Genomic DNA, 19,989 nt, shown 5'->3' with positions numbered 1-19,989 from the left:
AGCGGCCGGATGAAGCCGATGACCGAAGAGCATCTCGCGATCCTGCGCCGGCACATGGTCGAGGTCATCGAGCTGCATTTCGACCTCGCCGAGGAGGAGATCGGCCGCGACACACTCGGCCCCGCGCTCCGCCGCGCGTTGATGGAGACGCCCCGGCACCTGTTCGTGCCGGCCCAGCTGATGGCGGCCGCCTATCAGGACACGCCGCTGCCGATCGGCTTCGACAAGACCCTGTCGCAGCCCTTCATCGGCGCGCTGATGCTGGAGCTGCTCGAGATCGAATCGGGTCAGAGGGTATTGGAGGTCGGCACGGGCCTCGGCTGGCAGGCGGCGATAATGTCCGAACTCGGAGCGACCCTGTACAGCGTCGAGATCGTCGAGGAATTCGCCCAGGCGGCGCGCCTGCGCCTCGCCGCGATCGATCATGACGTCGAGATCCGCGTCGGCGACGGCTCGCGAGGATGGAGCGATCACGCTCCCTTCGACCGGATACTGGTCACGGCCGCAGCTTCCGAGCCGCCGCCCGCTTTGGTCGAGCAGCTGGCGCCGAACGGCCGGATGGTGATCCCGATCGGCAGCAAGGAAGTCCAGCAGTTGAGCGTGGTCGAGAAGACGGCTGACGGACGGACCGGTACGCGGGCGGTGCTGCCGGTGCGCTTCACCCAGCTCGAGCTGGCATGAAGTCGCTGCATCAGGGCGGAGACGATTCACCGGCCGGGTCATTCCGGGGCCCTCACGGCGAAACTATCCGCGGCGGTCGCCGTTCTACGCATTCGGGGAATCTCCAGGACGACGCATGAGCCGTGCCGCCAGCGCCCATGGGCAGCAATCCATCACCGCCGACGAGTGGCGCCAGATCGTCAACAGTGCGGTCGACACCGCGATCATCACCATCGACCGCGAAGGTCGCGTCACCAGCTGGAGCGAGGGCGCGCGGCGAATCCTCGGCTGGAACGAGGAGGAAATGCTCGGGCAGACGCTGGAGCGGCTTTTTCAGCGGGACGAGGGAGCGAAGGCGCTCACGAAGGAGATGAGCGACGCGCTCACGCTCGGCCGCGGCGGCGGCGATGAGGGTTGGCGGATCCGCAAGGACGGCAGCCGCCTGTGGGCGACCGGCGAGATGAGCCCGATCCAAGCGCCCGACGGCGAAGCGATCGGCTTCACGAAGATCGTCCGCGACCGTTCACGGCAGCGCCATGCGGAGGAAGTGGCGGCCGAGGAGCGGCGCGCCCTCGAGATCCTCAATCGGGCCACGTCCGCGCTCGCCGCCCACAGCGATCTGCACGAACTCGTCCAGATCGTCACCGATGCGGGCGTGGAGCTGACCGGCGCCGAGTTCGGCGCCTTCTTCTACAATGTCCTCGACCAGTCGGGCGAGTGCTACATGCTCTACACCCTCTCGGGCGCACCGATCGAGGCTTTCTCCCGCTATCCGATGCCGCGCAATACCGATGTCTTCGCGCCCACCTTCAACGGCGACGGCATCATCCGGTCGGAGGACATCACCCGGGATCCACGCTACGGCCAGAATCCGCCTTATCACGGCATGCCCGAAGGCCATCTGCCGGTTCGGTCCTATCTGGCCGTGCCGGTGATGTCGCGAACGGGCGAGGTCATTGGCGGCCTGTTCTTCGGCCATGGCCAGCCCGGCCGGTTCACGGAGGCTTCGGAGCGCGGCCTGCTCGGTCTCGCCGGCGAAGCTGCGGTCGCGATCGACAATGTGCGCCTGTTCGACGCGGTCCAGCATGAGCTGTCGCAGCGCCGCGCCGCGGAGGCGGATCTGGCGACGAGCGAGGATCGGCTGCGCCTCGCCACCGAAGCCGCCGACATCGGCACCTGGGATCTCGATCCGCAGACCGGGGCGCTGAACTGGGACGCCCGCTGCAAGGCCCTGTTCGGCCTGTCTGCGGATGCGCAGGTCAGCTACGAAGGCGCGTTCCTGGCCGGGCTCCATCCCGACGACCGGGACAGGGCGCAGGCCGCCGTGGAGGCCGCCCTCGCTCCCGGCGGAAGCGGCACCTACGATATCGAGTACCGGACGATCGGCCTCGAGGACGGCGAGGAACGATGGGTCGCCGCCACCGGGCGCACGGTGTTCGAGGACGGACGGGCAGTGCGGTTCATCGGCACCGTCGTGGACATGACGGCGCGCAAGGCCGTCGAGGCGCAACTTCGCGAGCTCAACGAAAACCTCGAGGAGCGCGTCGCGCGCGAGGTGACGCGCCGGACCGAGGCGGAGGAGGCCCTGCGCCAGGCCCAGAAGATGGAGGCGGTCGGACAGCTGACGGGCGGCATCGCGCACGACTTCAACAATCTGCTCACCGTCGTCACGGGCAATATCGGCATGGCCCACCGCGCACTCGAGCTGGCCGGCGTCCAGGACGCGCGGGCTCGGCGATCGCTCGACAATGCGATGAAGGGCGCCGAGCGCGCCGCTGCCCTGACACAGCGCCTGCTTGCTTTCTCGCGCCGCCAGCCGCTGGCGCCCAGGCCGCTCGATCTCGACAAGCTGGTGGCGGGCATGTCCGACCTGGTCCAGCGCTCGCTCGGAGAGCTGATCCGTCTCGAGATCGTCACCTCGCCCGGGCTGTGGCGGGTCGAGGCCGATCCCAACCAGCTCGAAAGTGCCATCCTCAACCTGGCGCTCAACGCCCGCGACGCGATGCCGCAGGGCGGCCGGCTGACGATCGAGACCGCCAATGCACGGCTCGACGAAAGCTATTCCGCCAATCATGCCGAGGTGCCGCCCGGCCAATATGCGATGATCGCCGTGACCGACACGGGCGGGGGCATGACCAAGGAGGTGGTCGAGCGCGCCTTCGAACCCTTCTTCACGACCAAGGAGGTCGGCAAGGGAACAGGGCTCGGCCTCTCCATGATCTACGGCTTCGTCAAGCAGTCCGGCGGGCATGTGAAGATCTATTCGGAGGTCGGCCAGGGGACGACAATCAAGATCTATCTGCCGCGCCTGCTGCGCGAGTCCCACGACGAGGAGGATGAGGCCCGCCTCACCGCAGGCTTCGAGTCCAGCCCCCGGCAGGAGACCGTCCTCGTCGTCGAGGATGACGACGACGTCCGCGCCTATACCGTCGATTGCCTGCGCGAGCTCGGCTATCGGGTCCTCGAGGCGCATGACGGGCCCTCGGCGCTGCGTCTGCTCGAACGACAGGAGGATCCGGTCGACCTCCTCTTTACCGACGTGATCATGCCCGGGATGAGCGGCCGCGAGCTTGCCGACGCGGCGCGTGACCATCAGCCCGACCTGCGCGTGCTCTACACGTCGGGCTACACGCGCAACGCGATCGTCCATGCCGGCCGGCTCGATTCCGGCGTGGAGATGATCATGAAGCCCTTCACCTATGAGGCGCTGGCGCAGAAGGTGCGCGACATGCTCGACGCCGGCAGGACGAGCCGGGTGCTGATCGTCGAGACGGAGCCGACCGTCCGCTCGCTCGCGGCGGAGGCGCTCGACACGGTCGGCTACCGCGCCGACGAGGCGGCGACGGCGGCGGAAGCGCTCGGCAAAGTACGGGCGGCTCCCGGCGGATATGACGCCGTCATCGTCGACGACGAATTGGCCGACCAGCCCGGCGAGGACGTGGCACGCGAGCTGCGGGCGTTGCGGATCGACATGCCGATCATCATCACCTCCCGAGCCCGGGCGGACGCGCTGGCCGGGCAGTTCCGGTCCGACCGCTGCATGCGCGTGATCGCGCGGCCCTATCGCACGGGACTGCTCCACGAAGCCTTGCGGACTCTCGGCCTCGAGTGCGGAACGGCAGCCGCGCCGACCGAACCGCCTTCCGCGGATTGACCGGGGCGGGCGGCCGATCGTGGCCCAGCTCAGCGCCGGGATAGCGATGTGGCGCCGGCGCGGCGCCGCGGTCGAAGTTCTCCTCGCCCATTTCGGCGGCCCGCAATGGCAGCGCAGGGACGAGGGCGCCTGGGCGATCCCGAAGGGGCTGGTCGAGGAAGGCGAGGACCTCGAGACGTGCGCCCGGCGCGAGTTTGCGGAGGAGCTCGGCGTCGCCGCCGCCGGCTCGCTCGTCCCGCTCGGCCGCATCCGCCAGAAGGGCGGCAAGTGGGTCGAGCCGTTCGCGCTGGAGGGCGATCTCGACGCCGAACGGATCGTCAGCAACCGCTATACGGTCGAATGGCCGCCGCGCAGCGGCCGGTTCGCCTCCTATCCCGAAGTCGACCGCGCCGCCTGGTTCGGCCTCGCCGAGGCACGCCGGAAGATACTGCCGAGCCAGATGCCGATCCTCGACGCGCTGCAGCGCCTCGTCACGACCGGAATGCCGAACGGCTGATTTACCTGATCTTCACCGGCTTTTCGTAGCAGGAGCGCTGCTGCGCCCGGGGGACCATGCTTCGCGTCTACACCTGCATCACCCAGGAACATGATCTGTCCCTGGTCGTCGTGGCCGGCATCATCTGCCTGCTTGCGGCGCTTTCCGCCTTCGCCACCCTCGAGCGGGGCCGCGCCGGCGGCGAGCATCGTTGGGCCTGGATCGCCGCGACCGCCTTCGTCTCCGGCATCGGCATATGGGCGACCCATTTCCTGGCCATGCTGGCCTATCAGCCGGACCTCCCGATCCGGTACGATCTCGCACGCACCATCCTTTCGATCGCCGCCGCCATCCTGATCACCGGCGCCGGCTGGGCTCTCGTCTGCCTCGAGCGCCGGGCCTTCGTCCTCCTGGGCGGCCTCGTTGTCGGCGCCGGTATCGCCACGATGCACTATATCGGCATGTCCGCGGTCGACGTCGGCGGTTTCATCCGGTGGGACAGCACCTTGGTCGCCGCGTCGGTCCTGATCGGCCTGGTGCTGAGCCCCGTCGCCATTGCCGCCGATCGGCGGCAGGCAGGCCGCTTCCCTTGGACGGCAGCCCTGCTCTTCACCCTGGCCATTTGCGGGCTCCACTTCACCGGCATGGCGGCCGCCGTCCTCTACCCAGCGGCGGGAACGACCCTTCCGGACGCGGCGATCGGCAGCGAAACGCTCAAGGTGATCGTCATCGCGGTCGCTCTCGTCATCCTGTTCATCACCTTCGCGACCATCCTGTTCGACCGAAAGCTCGCTCGCCGCGACAAGGAAGAAGCGGTCCGGATCCGCGCCTTCGCCGACGCCGCGGTCGAGGGGCTGGTGATCGTCGACGGTGTCGAGGTGATCGACGCCAATCGCAGCTTCCTGCGGCTCGCCGGATTCGACGATCGCGCCGCGCTGCCCGGGCATCTGCCTGCGCTCCTGCCGGAATTCGACGCGCCCGATCCGTCGAGGACGAGCGAGGGGAAGGCGAGGGAAAGCCAGCTGGTGAGCGCAGACGGCTCGACGCGCGAGATCGAGGTGCTGGTCCGCCCGCTCAGCTGGAAGGGCCGGGAGCTGCAGGTGCTCGCGGTCCGCGACATCAGCGAACGAAAGGAAGCCGAGGCACGGATCGCGCATCTCGCTTTCCACGATGTCCTGACGGGCCTGCCCAACCGGGCGGTCTTCCTGGAGAAACTCGCCGGCACGACGGCCGGCGCCGCGAGCGATTCCGATCCCGTCGCGATCCTTTGTCTCGATCTGGACGGCTTCAAGGCGATCAACGACCTTCTGGGCCATTCGGCAGGCGACGAGCTGCTCGTCGGCGTTGCGTGGCGGCTGCGCACGGCGGTCGGCGAGGACGGCCTCGTCGCCCGCCTCGGCGGGGACGAGTTCGCCGTCCTCCAACGCGGCGGTCCCCAGCCGGCCGCGGCCGGGCTGCTCGCCGAACGCATCATCACCGCGCTCGAGGCGCCGTTCGACATCGGCGGTCGGCCGGCACGGATAAGCGCCAGTATCGGCATCGCCCTCTTCCCCGCCGACGCCGACGCCCCGGGCAGCCTGATCAAGAATGCCGATCTCGCTCTCTATCGCGCCAAGGCGGAAGGGCGTGGCCTCACCCGCTTCTACGAGGCGGCGATGGACGAAGCCCTGAGGCAGCGCCGCCAGCTGGAGAGCGACCTCCGCTCGGCGATCGAGCAGGGCGAGCTCCATGTCCACTACCAGCCGCTCGCCGACCTTGCCAGCGGATCGATCGTCGGCTTCGAGGCGCTGCTGCGCTGGAACCATCCCCAGCTCGGTCCGATCAGCCCCGAGGTCTTCGTCCGTCTCGCCGAGGAAGGCGGCATGATCGACCGGCTCGGCGAGTGGGTGCTGCGCCAGGCCTGCTCCGAGGCGGCTGGCTGGAATCCGCCGCTCAAGCTTTCGGTCAACCTCTCGCCGCTGCAATTCCTCTTCGACGACCTGGTCGGCTCGATCGAGCGGGTGCTCGCCGAGACCGGCCTCGATCCGGCGCGGCTCGATCTCGAGGTGACGGAAGGCCTGCTCATCAAGGACGCGGCGGCCGCGCTCGCCATCCTCCAGCGGCTTAAGGCGCTCGGCGTCCAGATCTCGATGGACGATTTCGGCACCGGCTATTCGTCGCTGAGCTATTTCCGGATGTTCCCGTTCGACAAGGTCAAGATCGACCGCAGCTTCGTCCAGGAGATGACCGCCAATCCCCAGGCGCGCGCGATCATCCGCTCGGTCATCGGCCTCGGCCGCGGCCTCGGCATGCCTGTGGTGGCGGAAGGCGTCGAGACGCCGGAGCAGCTCGAGGCGCTGCGCGCCGAAGGCTGCGACCAGGTGCAGGGCTATCTGATCAGCCGCCCCAACCCGATCGGCTATTTCGAGGGGGTGGTGCTGAAGCGTCCCGGAGAAGAGACACAGCGCCGGCGGGCGTGAGCGGCTCTGACGGATAATACCCCATCCACGAAGGTGGCGGCGGTCGGCGTCGCGAAACCCGTCGGTTACTCATCGGATACCCCCTTCGACTTCGCTCGGAAGGAATGCGTGCCTGATAGGCGGGCCTTCCGCAGTCGACGCTCGGGCCATCGGACCTTCGCTCCGGCCCAGCGGCCATTTGTCGATCCTGGCCGGTGCTTCGCCGTCCCGACCTCGCTTTGGACGTCACCGACGCTATCCTGGCGGGCCCGTCTTACTTTCCCGCGCCCGCTCATGATCCGCCGCCTGCTCCTCGCCAGCCTCCTGCCGCTGCTCATCGCCGCGGCGCCTCCGGTGACCGTGATTCCCGCCTCTCCCCGGCTCGCCGAGGCGGCGGCCGAATATCGGCAGCTGTGGGAAAGCGACGGCATGCGGATCGTCGCTGCGCTGGAGGCGGCGAGCGGCCTCGTTTTTCCGACCGAGCGGATCGAGCTGATCGTCACCGATGGGCCGCCGATGACCGCCTATGACGGCCGCACCATCAGGCTGCGCGCCGACTATTCGCCCGCCTACAAGCGGGCGACGCTTGTCCACGAGCTCGGCCACCGCCTCGCCTTGACCCTCGGACGCGCGACCGGCCTGGACGACCATCGCCTGCTCTATTTGTTCCTCCATGACGCCTGGACCGAGCTTTACGGCCGGGACTTCGCCGACCGCATGGTCCGGATCGAGCGGCGCATCCCCGGCCCCGGCGACTATGACGCCGCCTGGAGCTGGGCGCTGGCGATGACGCGGGAGGAAAGGCAGGCGCGGCTGCGGGCGCTGGTGGAAACCACGGCCCATGAGTCGCGGGGAAAGGACCGCTAGAAAGCCTCGGCCGGCAGCGCCATCAGCGCCTCGGACCCCGCTTCGAGCTTGCGCCGCTCGGCGCCCGCCTCGGGGAGGATGCGCTGGGCGTAGAAGCGCGCCGTGACGAGCTTGGCCTCGTGGAAGGAACGGTCCTCGGCGCCGTTGGCGAGGGCCTCGCCGCTCGCCTTGGCCATGCGCAGCCACATCAGGCCGAGCGTCACCAGGCCCATCAGGTTCATGTAGCTGTAGCTCGCCGCCCCGGCATTGTCGGGATTGGCCATGCCGTTCTGCATCAGCCACATGGTCGCGCTTTGCAGATCGCCGACCGCCTTCTCCAGCGCCCCGGCGAGCTCGGCGCTGGCCTCGACCTGCTTCGCCGCCGCTATCTCGTCGGCGAGCAGGCTGAAATAATTGCGGATCGCGCGGCCGCCGTTCTGGCCGAGCTTGCGCCCGACCAGGTCGAGCGCCTGGATGCCGTTGGCGCCCTCGTAGATCATGTTGATCCGGGCATCGCGGACGAACTGCTCCATCCCCCATTCGCGGATATAGCCGTGGCCGCCGTAGATCTGCTGGGCGTTGGTGGCGACCTCATAGCCCTTGTCGGTGAGATAGCCCTTGATCACCGGGGTCAGCAGCGAGATCAGGTCGTTCGCCGCCTCCCTTTCCTCCTCGGTCTGGCTGCGGCGGGCGAGGTCGACCTGGAGCGCGCCCCACAGGATGAGCGCCCGCGCCGCCTCGTTATAGGCCTTGGCCTCCATCAGCATGCGGCGGATGTCGGGGTGGACGATGATCGGATCGGCCTTCGCCTCGGGATCCTTGGCGCCGGTGAGCGAGCGCCCCTGGCGGCGGTCCTTGGCGTAGGCGACGGCATTCTGGCGGGCGACCTCGCCCTGGGCGAGACCCTGCAGACCGACACCGAGGCGCGCGGCGTTCATCATGATGAACATCGCCTGCAGCCCCTTCTCCGGCTCGCCGACGAGATAGCCGGTGGCGCCGTCATAGTTGAGCAGGCAGGTCGAGTTGCCATGGATGCCCATCTTCTCCTCGATCGAGCCGCAGACGACGCCATTGCGCGCGCCGAGAGAGCCGTCGTCCTCGACCAGGAATTTGGGCACGATGAACAGCGAGATGCCCTTGACGTTGTCCGGCGCGCCGGTGCGCTTGGCGAGGACCAGGTGGATGATGTTCTCGGTGAGGTCGTGCTCCCCCGAGGAGATGAAGATCTTCGTCCCGGTGATGCGGTAGGTCCCGTCGGGCTGCTCCTCGGCCTTGGTGCGCAAGAGCCCGAGATCGGTCCCGCAATGGGGCTCGGTGAGGTTCATCGTGCCGCCCCACTCGCCGGACACCATCTTGGGCAGGAACTTCTGCTTCTGCTCGTCCGAGCCCTTCACCAGGATGGAGGCGATCGCGCCCTGGGTGAGTCCGTGATACATTTCGAACGCCTGGTTGGCGGAGACGAGATATTCGGTGAGCGCGACGGCAAGCACGCTCGGCAAGCCCTGCCCGCCATATTCGGGGGGCGCCGACAGGGTGGTCCAACCGCCCTCCCGGAACTGGTCATAGGCCGCCTTGAAGCCCGGAGGCGTGGTGACCGAGCCGTCCTCGTGGCGGACGCAGCCGTGCCGGTCGCCGACCGCGTTGAGCGGCTGGAGCACCTGCTCCGCAAACTTCGCCCCCTCGGTGAGGATCGCCTCCACCATGTCGGGCGTCGCATTTTCGAAGCCCGGCAGGTTGGTGTAGCGTTCCAGCCCAAGCAGATGATCGAAGATGTAGCGCGTCTCCTGGACGGGGGCGGTATAGCTCGGCATGTCTCGTTCCTCGGGGCTATTCGGCGGCGGCTTCAGTCGCTTCGGCAACCTCGACCATCGCGATGAAGCGCTCGAGCTCGTCGATGGTCGCGTCGATGTCGAGCTTCTGCTTCTTCAGGAGGTCGACCCGGCCGCGGCATTTCTCGAGCGTCACCTTGCGCTGCAGGTGACGGCCGTCGCCGCGGTCGTAGAGGTCGATCATCTCGCGTATCTCGGCGAGGCTGAATCCGACGCGCTTGCCGCGCAGGATCCACGCCAGCCGCGCGCGATCGCGCCAGCTGTAGATGCGGGAAAGCCCATGGCGCTCGGGCGAGATCAGCCCCTCATCCTCGTAGAAGCGCAGCGCGCGGGCGGTGACCCCGAACTCGTCGCACAATTGGGTGATCGAATAGGTGCGGCCTATCCGGTCCGACTGGCGGTAATCGGAATGAAGCGCGGAGTCCGGCATGTCCGAGGAGGTAATTTACGTTGACGTTAGCGTCAACTCTTCCCTCATCCGCCGAGGCCGCGGCGGCGGCGCAGCACGAAGAGCCCGAAAGCGCCGAAGACCAGGCCGATGAAGCCGAACATCCCCGCCGTGCCGTAGACCGCGGCGGGATTGGTCTTGAGATCCTCCCGAACCCGCGAGATTGCCGGATCGCCGGGAAGATAGACGACCTGGAACAGGCGCTCGGGGCCGAGCCGCGGCACCCGGATCACCTCGTCTTCGAAGACCGGCTCCCGACCCGATCGGGTCGCGGACATCGACGTCCGATAGGTCACGCCGCCGACGTCGTAGGCAATGTGAATGGTGTCGGATTCACACGATCTCTGGCCGGAGCAGGAACCATATTCGCGATAGAGGAACCGACCTTCGGCCAGCCGCCCTTCCGCGATCACCTGCTCGGTCTCGCGATCGTAGCGGGCGCCGAGCCAGAGAATGAGCAGGGCCACGGCGATCGCGAAGGCGGCGCCCGACAGAATTATTCCACGGGTCCCGAGACGGAAATGACGACGGCGCACGATCGACCCTCCCCCGGGAGCAAAGGTGGCACGACCGGCCGATGACGGTCAATGCCGGGCTCGCCGGCCGCAGATCCTCGTCCAATTTGCGGATCCTGTACGCCTCGGGGGGGCACGAAGCGGATGCGGTCCCTAAGACGCGCCCGGTCGGGTACGGGCATGGGCATCCAAGGTGCGGACCCTAGTAGAACTCGCCTGGCGGACACGGTTCCGGAGATGCCGCCCTTCGCCCGTCGAACGAGCAGGTCCGGATCCGCCCGGCAAGGGCCGCGAACGCCGCCCTGTCCCGATCGAGACGCTGACGCGTCGTCACCAGGGTGAGGATGGCTTCGGTCGGCGATTCCATGTCGGCATCCGAGACGTACCAGGCGTGAACGCTGAGCTCGACCCGGGCCTTGTCTTCGCGCCGGCAGAGCAATCGCCGCTGGCCGAGGAAGAGGGCCGCCTCCGGGCCGGAGCAGCGCGTCTGCACCGGATCGTCCCAAGCCACGTAGCCGTAATAGAGGCGGATATGGGGAGGCACGACGGGTGCCGAGCGCCGGCTGCTGGACGAATAACCTGCGCCGCCGCATGTCGCGGGCGGCGCCAGGAACAAGGTCGTGCCATGGTCGGAGCCGATCCAGCCGATCGGCAACGGGCAATGATAGACACCCGGAGGCGACGGGAATGTCAGTCCGTAATTGACCGACACGAAAGTCGGCGGCGCCGGCCGGGCCATCGCCTCGTAGGACGCGCCGAGCCGGCCGGTCTGAACCCCGGCCAGGACGAAAAGGGCAGGTCCGACCAGGCCTGCGATAGCCCCTCTGACATCGGCCATCCCGGCTCCACGGCCTCCTGTCGCGGCAGCGCCCACCAGCAGTCGCAAGGCCGGGCGCGCGATCCTCCCGAGAGACGCAGTATAGGGCCGGCGGACCACCGCGCTCAACCGCGAGGTTGCAGATTCTTTACGCCGCGGGGGCGACAAACCGGGAGCGGTCCCTATATAGGCGCCACGCGTTCAGTACGGGCATGGGCATGCTGACCACCAATCCTTTCGACGACGACAAGCTGCGCGAGGAGTGCGGCGTCTTCGGCATCTGGGCCGCCGACACCGCCGCCGCGATCGCCGCCCTGGGCCTTCATGCGCTGCAGCATCGCGGCCAGGAAGCGGCCGGAATCACCAGCTTCGACGGCAGGGCCTTTCACAGCCACCGCGCGATGGGGCATGTGGCGGGCAATTTCGACAAGGACCAGGTGATCCGGGCCCTCGCCGGCCGCTCCGCGATCGGTCATGTCCGCTATTCGACCACCGGCGAAACCGCTCTGCGCAACGTCCAGCCCTTGTTCGCCGAGCTTGCCAGCGGCGGCTTCGCGGTCGCCCATAACGGCAACATCTCGAACGCGATGCGGCTGCGGCGCGACCTCAACCGCCGCGGCTCGATCTTCCAGTCGACCTCGGACACCGAGGTGATCATCCACCTCGTCGCCACCTCGACCTATCCGACCCTCCTCGACCGCTTCATCGACGCACTCAAGCAGGTGGAAGGTGCCTACAGCCTGGTCTGCCTCACCGCCGAGGGGCTGATCGCCTGCCGCGATCCGCTCGGCATCCGGCCGCTGGTCATGGGCCGGCTCGGCGACGCCTATATCTTCGCCTCGGAGACGGTCGCGCTCGACGTGGTCGGCGCCACCTATATCCGCACCGTCGAGCCGGGCGAGCTGATCGTCGTTTCCGAAAAGGGCGTGCAGACCCACAAGCCGTTCGCGCCGACGCGGCCGCGCCCGTGCATCTTCGAGCATGTCTATTTCTCGCGGCCCGATTCCATCCTCGACGGCGCCTCGGTCTATTCGGTGCGCAAGGCGATCGGCGCCGAGCTGGCGCGCGAGAATGGAGTCGATGCCGATTATGTCGTGCCGGTGCCCGACAGCGGCGTACCGGCGGCGATCGGCTACGCCCAGGAGAGCGGCATCCCGTTCGAGCTCGGCATCATCCGCTCCCATTATGTCGGGCGCACCTTCATCCAGCCGAGCGATCAGGTCCGCCACCTCGGCGTGAAGCTTAAGCACAATGCCAACAGCGCGCTCATCAAGGGCAAGAAGCTGGTGCTGATCGACGATTCGATCGTGCGCGGCACCACCAGCCTCAAGATCGTGCAGATGCTGCGCGAGGCCGGGGCGAGCGAGGTCCACATGCGCATCGCCAGCCCGCCGACGCGGCACAGCTGTTTCTACGGCGTCGACACGCCCGAGCGGACGAAGCTGCTCGCCGCGCAGATGAACGTCGCCGAGATGAACCATTACATCAAGGCGGACAGCCTCGCCTTCCTGTCGATCGACGGCCTCTACCGCGCGCTCGGCGAGGAGATGCGCGAGATCGCCGAGCCGCAATATTGCGACGCCTGCTTCACCGGCGCCTATCCGACCCGGCTGACCGACCAGGAAGATCTCGAGCAGCGCGACCAGCTGCTGCCGAGCGAGATGTACGCTTAGTCACTCCCCTCCCTGCAAACAGGGAGGGGCCGGGGGTGGGTGGGTCTCCTTGCGGCATTGCGTTTTCGGATAGGGACCCACCCCTAGCCCCTCCCTGCGAGCAGGGAAGGGAACATGCCCAGGAGCGACAATGACCGGATTTCTCGACGGCAGGCTTGCGCTGGTGACCGGGGCGAGCCGCGGGATCGGCGCGGCGACCGCGGAAGCGCTCGCGAGCGAGGGCGCCCATGTCGTCCTCACCGCGCGCACCGCCGCCGATCTGGAAGCGGTCGAGGAGCGGATCCACGCTACCGGCGGCTCGGCGACGATCGCCCCGCTCGACCTGGCGGAGGGGGACAGCATCGCGAAGCTCGCGGTCGCCATCGCCGGACGTTGGGAGAAGACGGACATCGTCGTCCTCAATGCGGCGATGCTCGGCACGCTGACTCCGGTGGCGCAGATCGACGGCAAGGAATTCAACCGGCTGCTCACCCTGAATGTTCTCGCCCAGCAGGCGCTGATCGCCGGCTTCGACCCGCTGCTGCGCAAGAGCGACGCCGGAAGGCTGCTCGCGGTCGCGTCGAGCGTCGGTCGCCATCCACGCCCCTTCTGGGGCGCCTATGGTGCGTCCAAGGCGGCGCTGGAGACCCTCGTCCTTGCCTATGGCGAGGAGGTCGCCAACGTCACGCCGATCCGCGCCGCGATCGTCGACCCCGGCGCCACCGCCACGACCATGCGTGCCCGCGCCTTCCCCGGCGAGGACCCGGCGACGCTGAAGCCACCGAGCGCGGTGGCCGACGCCATCGTCGGTCTGCTGCGCGGGGGTTTCGAGACGGGACATCGGCTCGAGCTGGGGCGGTAGCTCTCCGCTCCCTCTCCCCTTGCGGGAGAGGGACAGCGGCGAAGCCGCAGGGTGAGGGCAGGCGGCAGCGGAAGGCAGCTGCCCGCCGCAACCTTCGTCCACCTCGCTCCCTCACCCCAACCCCTCTCCCGCAAGGGGAGAGGGGCTCAAGGCTTCACCAACGTCACCTGCGCCACGTCGATACCGCCGCCGCGGAAGCCGCCTTCGCAATACATGAGGTAATAGAGCCACAGATCGTGGAAGGCGGGGTCGAAACCGGGCGGCAGCCGGGATTCCGCCACTGCCGCCTCGTAGCGAAGGCGCCAGCGCCGCAGCGTCTCGGCATAATGGAGGCCGAAGCCCTGGCGGTCGCGCCATTCGAGGCCGGCCGCCTCGGCGATGCTGCGAAAGCGAGCTTCTCCGACCAGCTGGCCGCCCGGGAAGATATAGGTCTGGATGAAGTCGGCGCTGGCGGCATAGCGGTCGAACAGGTCCTCGCGGATCGAGATGAGCTGGATCCCGGAACGGCCGCCCGGGACAAGCAAGCGGGCGATGGCGCCCAGATAGGCCGGCCAATATTCCTCGCCGACGGCCTCGACCATCTCGACGCTGGCGACGGCGTCGAAGCGCCCGTCGACGTCGCGATAGTCGGTGAGCCGGATATCCGCCCGTTCGGCGAGGCCGGCGCGGGCGAAGCGCTGCTCGCAATAGGCCTTCTGCTCGGCTGACAGAGTGAGGCCGGTGACGTGGACGCCATAGTCGCGCGCGGCGACCTCGGCGAGGCCGCCCCAGCCGCAGCCGATCTCGAGCAGGCGCTGCCCCGGCTTCAGCGCCAGCCGGTCGAGCAGGTGGCGGATCTTGCGCGCCTGCGCCGCCTCCAACCGCTCCGCGGCCGAGATCGGCTCGGCGAAGATCGCGCTCGAATAGGTCATGCCGGGATCGAGCCAGGCGGCGTAGAAGTCGTTCCCGAGATCGTAATGGTGGGCGATGTTGCGACGGGCACGCGCCTTGTCATTGGCGCGCAGCGCATGGGCGATCCGGTTCACCCACCGCCACGGCCCCTTCGCCCGCGCCGCCATGCCGAGGCTCGCCGCATTGCGCATGAACAGGTCGAACAGCGGTACCGGATCGGGGCTCGCCCATTCGCCCTCGGCCCAGGCGCGATACCAGCCGACCGAGCCCGAGGCGGCCAGCCGAACCAGCGCACGCCAACTCCTCAGCTGGACGATGGCGACCGGACCGTCGCCCCGGCCGCCAAGGATGCGGAAGCTGCCGTCCGGCAAGGTCACCTCGATCCGCCCCTCGGCGAGGCCGGCATCGATACGGTCGAGGCTGCGCGAGAAGCCGCCCGCGAACAGGCGGGCGAGCGCGCCGCCGCCGGTGGCGAAGGCGCGGTCCGCGGCGACCAGATGTTTGCCCCTTTGCGCGGTCACGGCCGGCAAATGCGGCGTATCGCCGGGGGAGACAAGCCCTTCCCCGAAGCGTCAGATCTCCCGCGGTTCCTTGGCGACCTGCCAGGTCTGGCCACGGGACACCAAGGCCTGGAGGTCCGGCCGCTTGCCGGCGGCGGCTTCCTCGTTCTGGCGCAGGAGCACGCTCTCGAAGGTCGGGCGGGGATCATCGTACAGCACGCCAAGCGCCATCGGAAAGGTCCCGAACGGCATCTCGACCAGCATGTGGGCGACCACACGGTTGCGGGGATCGTGGACGATCACGCCCGCCGATTGCCAGTCGCCGCCCTCGACGTCGACCACCTTGAGGTTCAGCGCCTCGCGGTCGAGCGCGAGACCCTTGGCTCCGCGGTCGAACAGCATCGGCTCCCCCGCCTTCAGCCAGAGCTGCTTGCCGGCATTGTCCTTGGCGGTGAAGGAGGCGAAGACGTCGTCATTGTAGACGATGCAGTTCTGGAAGACCTCGACGAACGCAGCGCCCTGATGGGCGTGCGCCGCCTTCAGCACCTCGGGCAGGTTCTTGTGGACGTCGATGCCGCGGGCCACGAAGCGGGCGCCGGAGCCCAAGGCGAAGGCGCAGGGCTGGACCGGCCCGTCGACCGAGCCGAACGGGGTCGACGGGCTGCGCGTGCCGATCCGCGACGTCGGCGAATACTGCCCCTTAGTGAGCCCGTAAATCTCGTTGTTGAACAAGAGGATCTGGCAATTGAGGTTGCGCCTCAGCAGATGCATCGTGTGATTGCCGCCGATCGAAAGCGCGTCGCCGTCACCGGTGATGATCCACACGTCCAGCTCGGGATTGGCGAGCTTCACGCCGGTCGCGATCGCCGGAGCGCGGCCGTGGATCGTGTGGAAGCCGTAGGTTTCCATGTAATAAGGAAAGCGCGACGAGCAGCCGATTCCCGAGACGAACACCGTGTTCGCGGGATCGACGCCGAGTTCGGGCATGGTGCGCTGCACCGCCTTCAGCACCGCATAGTCGCCGCAGCCGGGGCACCAGCGCACCTCCTGGTCGGTGGCGAAATCCTTCGGAGTGAGCTTGACCATCTCGGTCATCGGATTTTCCTCAGTAGAGATAATAGATCAAAGCGACGACGACGACGAGCATGAGCACCAGCGGGATCAGGCGGGGCGGGTTCATGTTCCTACTCCGTCATTCGCAGCGAAACCGAGGCCATAGCCAGCCCTCCCCCGTCATCCTGGCGAAAGCCAGGATCTCTCTTCCTCATATGGCCGCTGCCGCAAGGAACTGAGATCCCAGCTTTCGCTGGGATGACGGAAAGGGGAATGCTCCGCGCTCAAGCCAATGCCTCCTCGATGGCGGCCTCGATCTCCGAGATCTTGAACGGCTTGCCGGAGACCTTGTTCACCGGCTTGGCGTCGACGAGATACTGGTCGCGAAGCAGGGTCTTGAGCTGGCCGTTGTTCATCTCGGGCACGATCACCCGCTCGTAGGAGCGCAGCAGCTCGCCGAGATTCCTCGGCAGCGGCCAGATGTGGCGCACATGGACGTGGCTGACATCGAGCCCGCGGCCGCGCGCGCGCCGCACCGCCTGGTGGATGGGCCCGAAGGTGGAGCCCCAGCCGATCACGGCAAGCTTGCCGCCCGGCGCGCCCAGGCAGACATCCTGGTCAGGGATAGAATCGGCGACGCCGAGCACCTTGTTGGCGCGGATGTCGGTCATCGCCTGGTGGTTGTCGGGCGCATAGTCGATATGGCCGGTGCCGACATTCTTCTCGATGCCGCCGATCCGGTGGGTGAGCCCGGCCGTGCCCGGCTTGATCCAGACGCGCGCGAGCTTCTCGTCGCGGGCATAGGGGTTGACCGCCTCCCCTTCCGCCAGCGGCGCGTCGTGGAAGCCGACATCGAACCGTTCGTAGCCGGACATGTCGGGCACCCGCCAGGGCTCGGCGGCATTGGCGATATAGCCGTCGGTCAGCAGCATCACCGGGGTCATGTACTGGACGGCGATGCGGCACGCCTCGATCGCGCAGTCGAACGCGTCGGCGGGCGAACGGGCGGCGATCACCGGCAGCGGCGCGTCGCCGTTGCGCCCGTAGACGGCCTGGTAGAGGTCCGACTGCTCGGTCTTGGTCGGCAGCCCCGTCGAAGGGCCGCCGCGCTGGGAGTTGACGATGACGAGCGGAAGCTCGGTCATGATGGCGAGGCCGATCGCCTCGGTCTTGAGGGCGATACCCGGCCCCGAGGAGGAGGTGATGCCGAGCTGGCCGGCGAAGCTGGCGCCGATGGCCGCGGCCACCGCCGCAATCTCGTCCTCGGCCTGGAAGGTGGTGACCCCATATTCCTTGAGGCGCGAGAGATGGTGGAGGATCGCGCTCGCCGGGGTGATCGGATAGCCGCCGAAGAACATCGGCAGGCCGGCGAGCTGACAGCCGGCGACGAGGCCCAGCGAGATCGCCTCGGCACCGGTCACGGTGCGGTAGAGGCCCGGCTCGGCCGGCGCCGGATCGACATGGTGCTGCTTGAGCGGCGAGCCGATCTCGGCGGTCTCGCCGAAGGCATGGCCGGCATTCAGGGCGGCGATATTGGCTTCGGCGAGCTCGGGCGCCTTGGCGAACTTCGCGCGCAGCCAGGCTTCGATCGGCGCGCGATCGCGGTCGAACATCCACAAGGCCAGGCCCAAAGTCCACATGTTCTTGCAGCGCAGCGCCTCCTTGTTGCCGAGGCCGAAGGGCTTCACCGCGTCCAGGGTGAGCTGGCTGATGTTGAACCGGACGAGCTGCCATTTGCCGAGCGAGCCGTCCTCGAGCGGGCTGGTCTCGTAGCCCGCCTTGGCGAGGTTGCGCGCGCCGAACTCGCCTTCGTCGGCGATGATCAGGCCGCCGGGCTTGAGATCGCCGACATTGGTCTTGAGCGCCGCCGGATTCATCGCGATCAGGACATCGGGCGCGTCGCCGGCCGTCTCGATCGCGGCGGATCCGAAATTGATCTGGAAGGCGGAGACGCCGAAGGTCGTCCCCTGCGGCGCGCGGATCTCGGCGGGGAAATCGGGGAAGGTGGCGAGATCGTTGCCGGCCAGCGCCGTCGAGAGCGTGAACTGGCCGCCGGTCAGCTGCATGCCGTCGCCGGAATCGCCGGCGAAGCGGACGACGACCGCCTCGGGAGCGTCATCGGTGCGGGGTTCGACTTCGGTGATGAGATGGGTGGCCGTCGCCAACGGATTTTCCTTCAACAAGAGCGGCCGCCGGCCGCGCGCGGAACCTAGCCCCGCCATGCGCCCGTCACAACCATGGCGGCGCCCCGCAAGCGCCAAGACAAGATCGTTCCAGCGCCGCCCGTCCCTCGGGTCCGATTTCGCGCCGGCCCGGCGCCGCGTGGATCGATCATTCCCTTGCGGGCCGCGCCGGCCCTTCGGCCGCGGGCGATCCGGCCCTAGATAGGCATTCGAATCGCGAGTTAAACCGGAGTGATCATGGCCGAACCCTATGTGCGTCCCGACGTGCGCCAGTTCCTCGATTATGTGAACGCGCTGCCCAGCCAGCGCGCCTACGAGTTGGGCCTCGCGGAGGCGCGCGAGATGATGGTGCGCTCGCGCCAGGTCGCCGATGCGCCGACCGGCGAGCTCGCCCTGATCCGCGACCTCGCCATGCCCGGCCCCGCCGGCGAGATCCGGATGCGCCTGTTCGACGCCCGCGCGTCGCGCGACCCCGGGCCGCTCTTCCTCTTCTTCCATGGCGGCGGCTTCGTCCTCGGCGACCTCGACACCCACGAGCCTTTCTGCGCCGAGATGGCGCGCGAGCTCGACATGCCGGTGCTCGCGGTCGACTATCGGCTGGCGCCCGAGCATCCCTGGCCGGCCGGAGTCGAGGATGCGATGGCTGCCGCCCGCTGGGCCGCCTCGAGCCCGGAGGCGCTCGAGCGGCAAGTGACCGGCCTCGTCCTGTGCGGGGACAGCGCCGGCGGCAATTTCGCGATCGTGACCGCGCTCGCGCTCCGCGACGATCCGGCGGCGGTGCCCGTGCTGGCGCAGTGGCCCATCTATCCCGCGGCCGATCCGGACAAGGGCTATCCCAGCCGCCAGGATTTCGGCGAAGGCTATCTGCTCAGCGAGAAGAGCATGGACTGGTTCGAGGAATGCTATCGCGCCGACTCCCGCGACTGGCGGTACGCGCCGCTGCTGAAGAGCCAGGCGGGGCTGCCGCCGACCCTGGTCACCACCGCGAGCCTCGACCCGATCCGCGACCAGGGCCGCGCCTATGCGGCCGCCTGCGTGCAGGCCGGCGTGCCGACCGTCTTCCGCGAGGCGGCGGGCAACATCCACGGCTTCATCAATCTGAGGAGGGCGATCCCCTCCGCCGCCGACGATATCAGGGAGAATGTGGCGGCGCTGAAGCTGCTGCTCGGGCAGGAGGGACGCTGATGGACGAGGATCTCTACCGCCCCGGAGTCGGGCTGATGCTGCTCAACCGCAAGCGCAAGGTCTGGGTCGGGCAGCGGCTCGACAGCACGCTGGAGGCCTGGCAGATGCCCCAGGGCGGGCTCGATCCCGGCGAGGAGCCGCTCGAAGGCGCGCTCCGCGAGCTCGAGGAGGAGACCGGGATCCGCGCCGACCTCGTCGAGATCGTCGCGCGGGCGAAAGAGTCGCTGACCTACGATCTGCCCCAGGATCTCATCGGCAAGATCTGGAGCAAGCCCTGGCGGGGGCAGCGCCAGGTCTGGTTCCTGGCGCGGTTCCTGGGCGAGGATGCCGACGTCGACATCGCCACGCCCGAGCCCGAATTCCGCGCCTGGAAATGGGCCGATCCGATCGAGCTCCCGGCGCTGATCGTCCCGTTCAAGAAGAAGCTCTACGAGGATATCGTCGCGGCGTTCCGGGAGTGGCTGTGACTCCTTCCCCTCCC

16 protein-coding genes are annotated in these 19,989 nt (G+C 68.2%); 9 read left to right on the top strand and 7 right to left on the bottom strand.

The window, feature by feature from the left end:
* Positions 1–9 precede the first annotated feature (9 nt).
* The 5 genes from DDE10_RS00580 to DDE10_RS00560 all read left to right on the top strand — a co-directional run bounded on the left by DDE10_RS00580 (position 10) and on the right by DDE10_RS00560 (position 7,594).
* Positions 10–681, top strand: a complete 672-nt coding sequence (locus DDE10_RS00580; RefSeq protein WP_114950792.1) for a protein-L-isoaspartate(D-aspartate) O-methyltransferase — start codon at positions 10–12, stop codon at positions 679–681.
* 115 nt (positions 682–796) lie between these two features.
* Positions 797–3,814: a response regulator gene (locus DDE10_RS00575; protein ID WP_114950791.1), complete on the top strand. Its 3,018-nt coding sequence runs from the start codon at positions 797–799 to the stop codon at positions 3,812–3,814.
* Between the two features lie 19 nt (positions 3,815–3,833).
* A complete protein-coding gene (locus tag DDE10_RS00570) occupies positions 3,834–4,310 on the top strand; it encodes an NUDIX hydrolase (RefSeq protein WP_114950790.1) in 477 nt (158 codons plus the stop codon).
* A 56-nt stretch (positions 4,311–4,366) separates the two neighbouring features.
* On the top strand, positions 4,367–6,748 hold the full coding sequence (locus tag DDE10_RS00565; protein ID WP_114950789.1) for a bifunctional diguanylate cyclase/phosphodiesterase: 2,382 nt from the start codon (positions 4,367–4,369) through the stop codon (positions 6,746–6,748).
* Between the two features lie 273 nt (positions 6,749–7,021).
* Complete coding sequence (locus DDE10_RS00560; protein WP_114950788.1) at positions 7,022–7,594, top strand: hypothetical protein; 573 nt, start codon at positions 7,022–7,024, stop codon at positions 7,592–7,594.
* On the opposite strand, the gene DDE10_RS00555 is transcribed toward DDE10_RS00560, so the two are convergent.
* The 4 genes from DDE10_RS00555 to DDE10_RS00540 form a co-directional block, all read right to left on the bottom strand.
* Positions 7,591–9,384 (bottom strand): acyl-CoA dehydrogenase C-terminal domain-containing protein, encoded by a 1,794-nt coding sequence (locus DDE10_RS00555; RefSeq protein ID WP_114950787.1) that lies wholly within the window; start codon positions 9,382–9,384, stop codon positions 7,591–7,593. The genes DDE10_RS00560 and DDE10_RS00555 overlap by 4 nt on opposite strands.
* Before the next feature lie 16 nt (positions 9,385–9,400).
* The gene (locus tag DDE10_RS00550; RefSeq protein ID WP_114950786.1) at positions 9,401–9,832 is read right to left on the bottom strand and encodes a MerR family transcriptional regulator; all 432 of its coding nucleotides are present in this window, start codon (positions 9,830–9,832) and stop codon (positions 9,401–9,403) included.
* A gap of 44 nt (positions 9,833–9,876) precedes the next feature.
* Complete coding sequence (locus DDE10_RS00545; protein ID WP_114950785.1) at positions 9,877–10,386, bottom strand: DUF3592 domain-containing protein; 510 nt, start codon at positions 10,384–10,386, stop codon at positions 9,877–9,879.
* A gap of 181 nt (positions 10,387–10,567) precedes the next feature.
* Positions 10,568–11,203: a hypothetical protein gene (locus tag DDE10_RS00540; protein WP_114950784.1), complete on the bottom strand. Its 636-nt coding sequence runs from the start codon at positions 11,201–11,203 to the stop codon at positions 10,568–10,570.
* Positions 11,204–11,400: 197 nt separating this feature from the next.
* Between DDE10_RS00540 and purF the strand changes: the two genes are divergently transcribed.
* Together purF and DDE10_RS00530 are read left to right on the top strand one after the other, a co-directional pair.
* Positions 11,401–12,855: an amidophosphoribosyltransferase gene (gene purF / locus DDE10_RS00535; protein ID WP_114951652.1), complete on the top strand. Its 1,455-nt coding sequence runs from the start codon at positions 11,401–11,403 to the stop codon at positions 12,853–12,855.
* 130 nt (positions 12,856–12,985) lie between these two features.
* Positions 12,986–13,696 (top strand): SDR family NAD(P)-dependent oxidoreductase, encoded by a 711-nt coding sequence (locus tag DDE10_RS00530; protein ID WP_114950783.1) that lies wholly within the window; start codon positions 12,986–12,988, stop codon positions 13,694–13,696.
* Positions 13,697–13,842: 146 nt separating this feature from the next.
* Here the strand turns inward: DDE10_RS00530 and DDE10_RS00525 are convergent, their stop codons facing one another.
* The 3 genes from DDE10_RS00525 to DDE10_RS00515 form a co-directional block, all read right to left on the bottom strand.
* The gene (locus tag DDE10_RS00525; RefSeq protein ID WP_114950782.1) at positions 13,843–15,117 is read right to left on the bottom strand and encodes an SAM-dependent methyltransferase; all 1,275 of its coding nucleotides are present in this window, start codon (positions 15,115–15,117) and stop codon (positions 13,843–13,845) included.
* A 42-nt stretch (positions 15,118–15,159) separates the two neighbouring features.
* Positions 15,160–16,182, bottom strand: coding sequence for a 2-oxoacid:ferredoxin oxidoreductase subunit beta (locus DDE10_RS00520; protein WP_114950781.1), 1,023 nt, complete (start codon positions 16,180–16,182; stop codon positions 15,160–15,162).
* A 242-nt stretch (positions 16,183–16,424) separates the two neighbouring features.
* Positions 16,425–18,305 carry a 2-oxoacid:acceptor oxidoreductase subunit alpha gene (locus DDE10_RS00515; protein ID WP_284734351.1) on the bottom strand — a complete coding sequence of 627 codons (1,881 nt, stop codon included), beginning with the start codon at positions 18,303–18,305 and terminating at the stop codon, positions 16,425–16,427.
* 255 nt (positions 18,306–18,560) lie between these two features.
* On the opposite strand from DDE10_RS00515, the gene DDE10_RS00510 reads away from it, so the two are divergent.
* Both DDE10_RS00510 and DDE10_RS00505 read left to right on the top strand, forming a co-directional pair.
* Positions 18,561–19,508: an alpha/beta hydrolase gene (locus DDE10_RS00510; RefSeq protein WP_114950779.1), complete on the top strand. Its 948-nt coding sequence runs from the start codon at positions 18,561–18,563 to the stop codon at positions 19,506–19,508.
* Positions 19,508–19,975: an RNA pyrophosphohydrolase gene (locus DDE10_RS00505; RefSeq protein WP_114950778.1), complete on the top strand. Its 468-nt coding sequence runs from the start codon at positions 19,508–19,510 to the stop codon at positions 19,973–19,975. The genes DDE10_RS00510 and DDE10_RS00505 overlap by 1 nt, the downstream gene beginning before the upstream one ends.
* Positions 19,976–19,989 lie beyond the last annotated feature (14 nt).

The organism is Sphingosinicella terrae, assembly GCF_003347635.1.
In the GTDB taxonomy this organism is placed as follows: Bacteria; Pseudomonadota; Alphaproteobacteria; order Sphingomonadales; family Sphingomonadaceae; genus Allosphingosinicella; species Allosphingosinicella terrae.
This window is presented reverse-complemented; position numbering and strand designations above follow the sequence as displayed.

Coding starts and splice junctions, on each gene's coding strand:
- DDE10_RS00580 (WP_114950792.1), top strand. CDS start 10: ATGAAGCCGATGACCGAAGAGCATCTCGCGATCCTGCGCCGGCACATG.
- DDE10_RS00575 (WP_114950791.1), top strand. CDS start 797: ATGAGCCGTGCCGCCAGCGCCCATGGGCAGCAATCCATCACCGCCGAC.
- DDE10_RS00565 (WP_114950789.1), top strand. CDS start 4,367: ATGCTTCGCGTCTACACCTGCATCACCCAGGAACATGATCTGTCCCTG.
- DDE10_RS00560 (WP_114950788.1), top strand. CDS start 7,022: ATGATCCGCCGCCTGCTCCTCGCCAGCCTCCTGCCGCTGCTCATCGCC.
- DDE10_RS00555 (WP_114950787.1), bottom strand. CDS start 9,384: ATGCCGAGCTATACCGCCCCCGTCCAGGAGACGCGCTACATCTTCGAT.
- DDE10_RS00550 (WP_114950786.1), bottom strand. CDS start 9,832: ATGCCGGACTCCGCGCTTCATTCCGATTACCGCCAGTCGGACCGGATA.
- DDE10_RS00540 (WP_114950784.1), bottom strand. CDS start 11,203: ATGGCCGATGTCAGAGGGGCTATCGCAGGCCTGGTCGGACCTGCCCTT.
- purF (WP_114951652.1), top strand. CDS start 11,401: ATGCTGACCACCAATCCTTTCGACGACGACAAGCTGCGCGAGGAGTGC.
- DDE10_RS00530 (WP_114950783.1), top strand. CDS start 12,986: ATGACCGGATTTCTCGACGGCAGGCTTGCGCTGGTGACCGGGGCGAGC.
- DDE10_RS00520 (WP_114950781.1), bottom strand. CDS start 16,182: ATGACCGAGATGGTCAAGCTCACTCCGAAGGATTTCGCCACCGACCAG.
- DDE10_RS00510 (WP_114950779.1), top strand. CDS start 18,561: ATGGCCGAACCCTATGTGCGTCCCGACGTGCGCCAGTTCCTCGATTAT.
- DDE10_RS00505 (WP_114950778.1), top strand. CDS start 19,508: ATGGACGAGGATCTCTACCGCCCCGGAGTCGGGCTGATGCTGCTCAAC.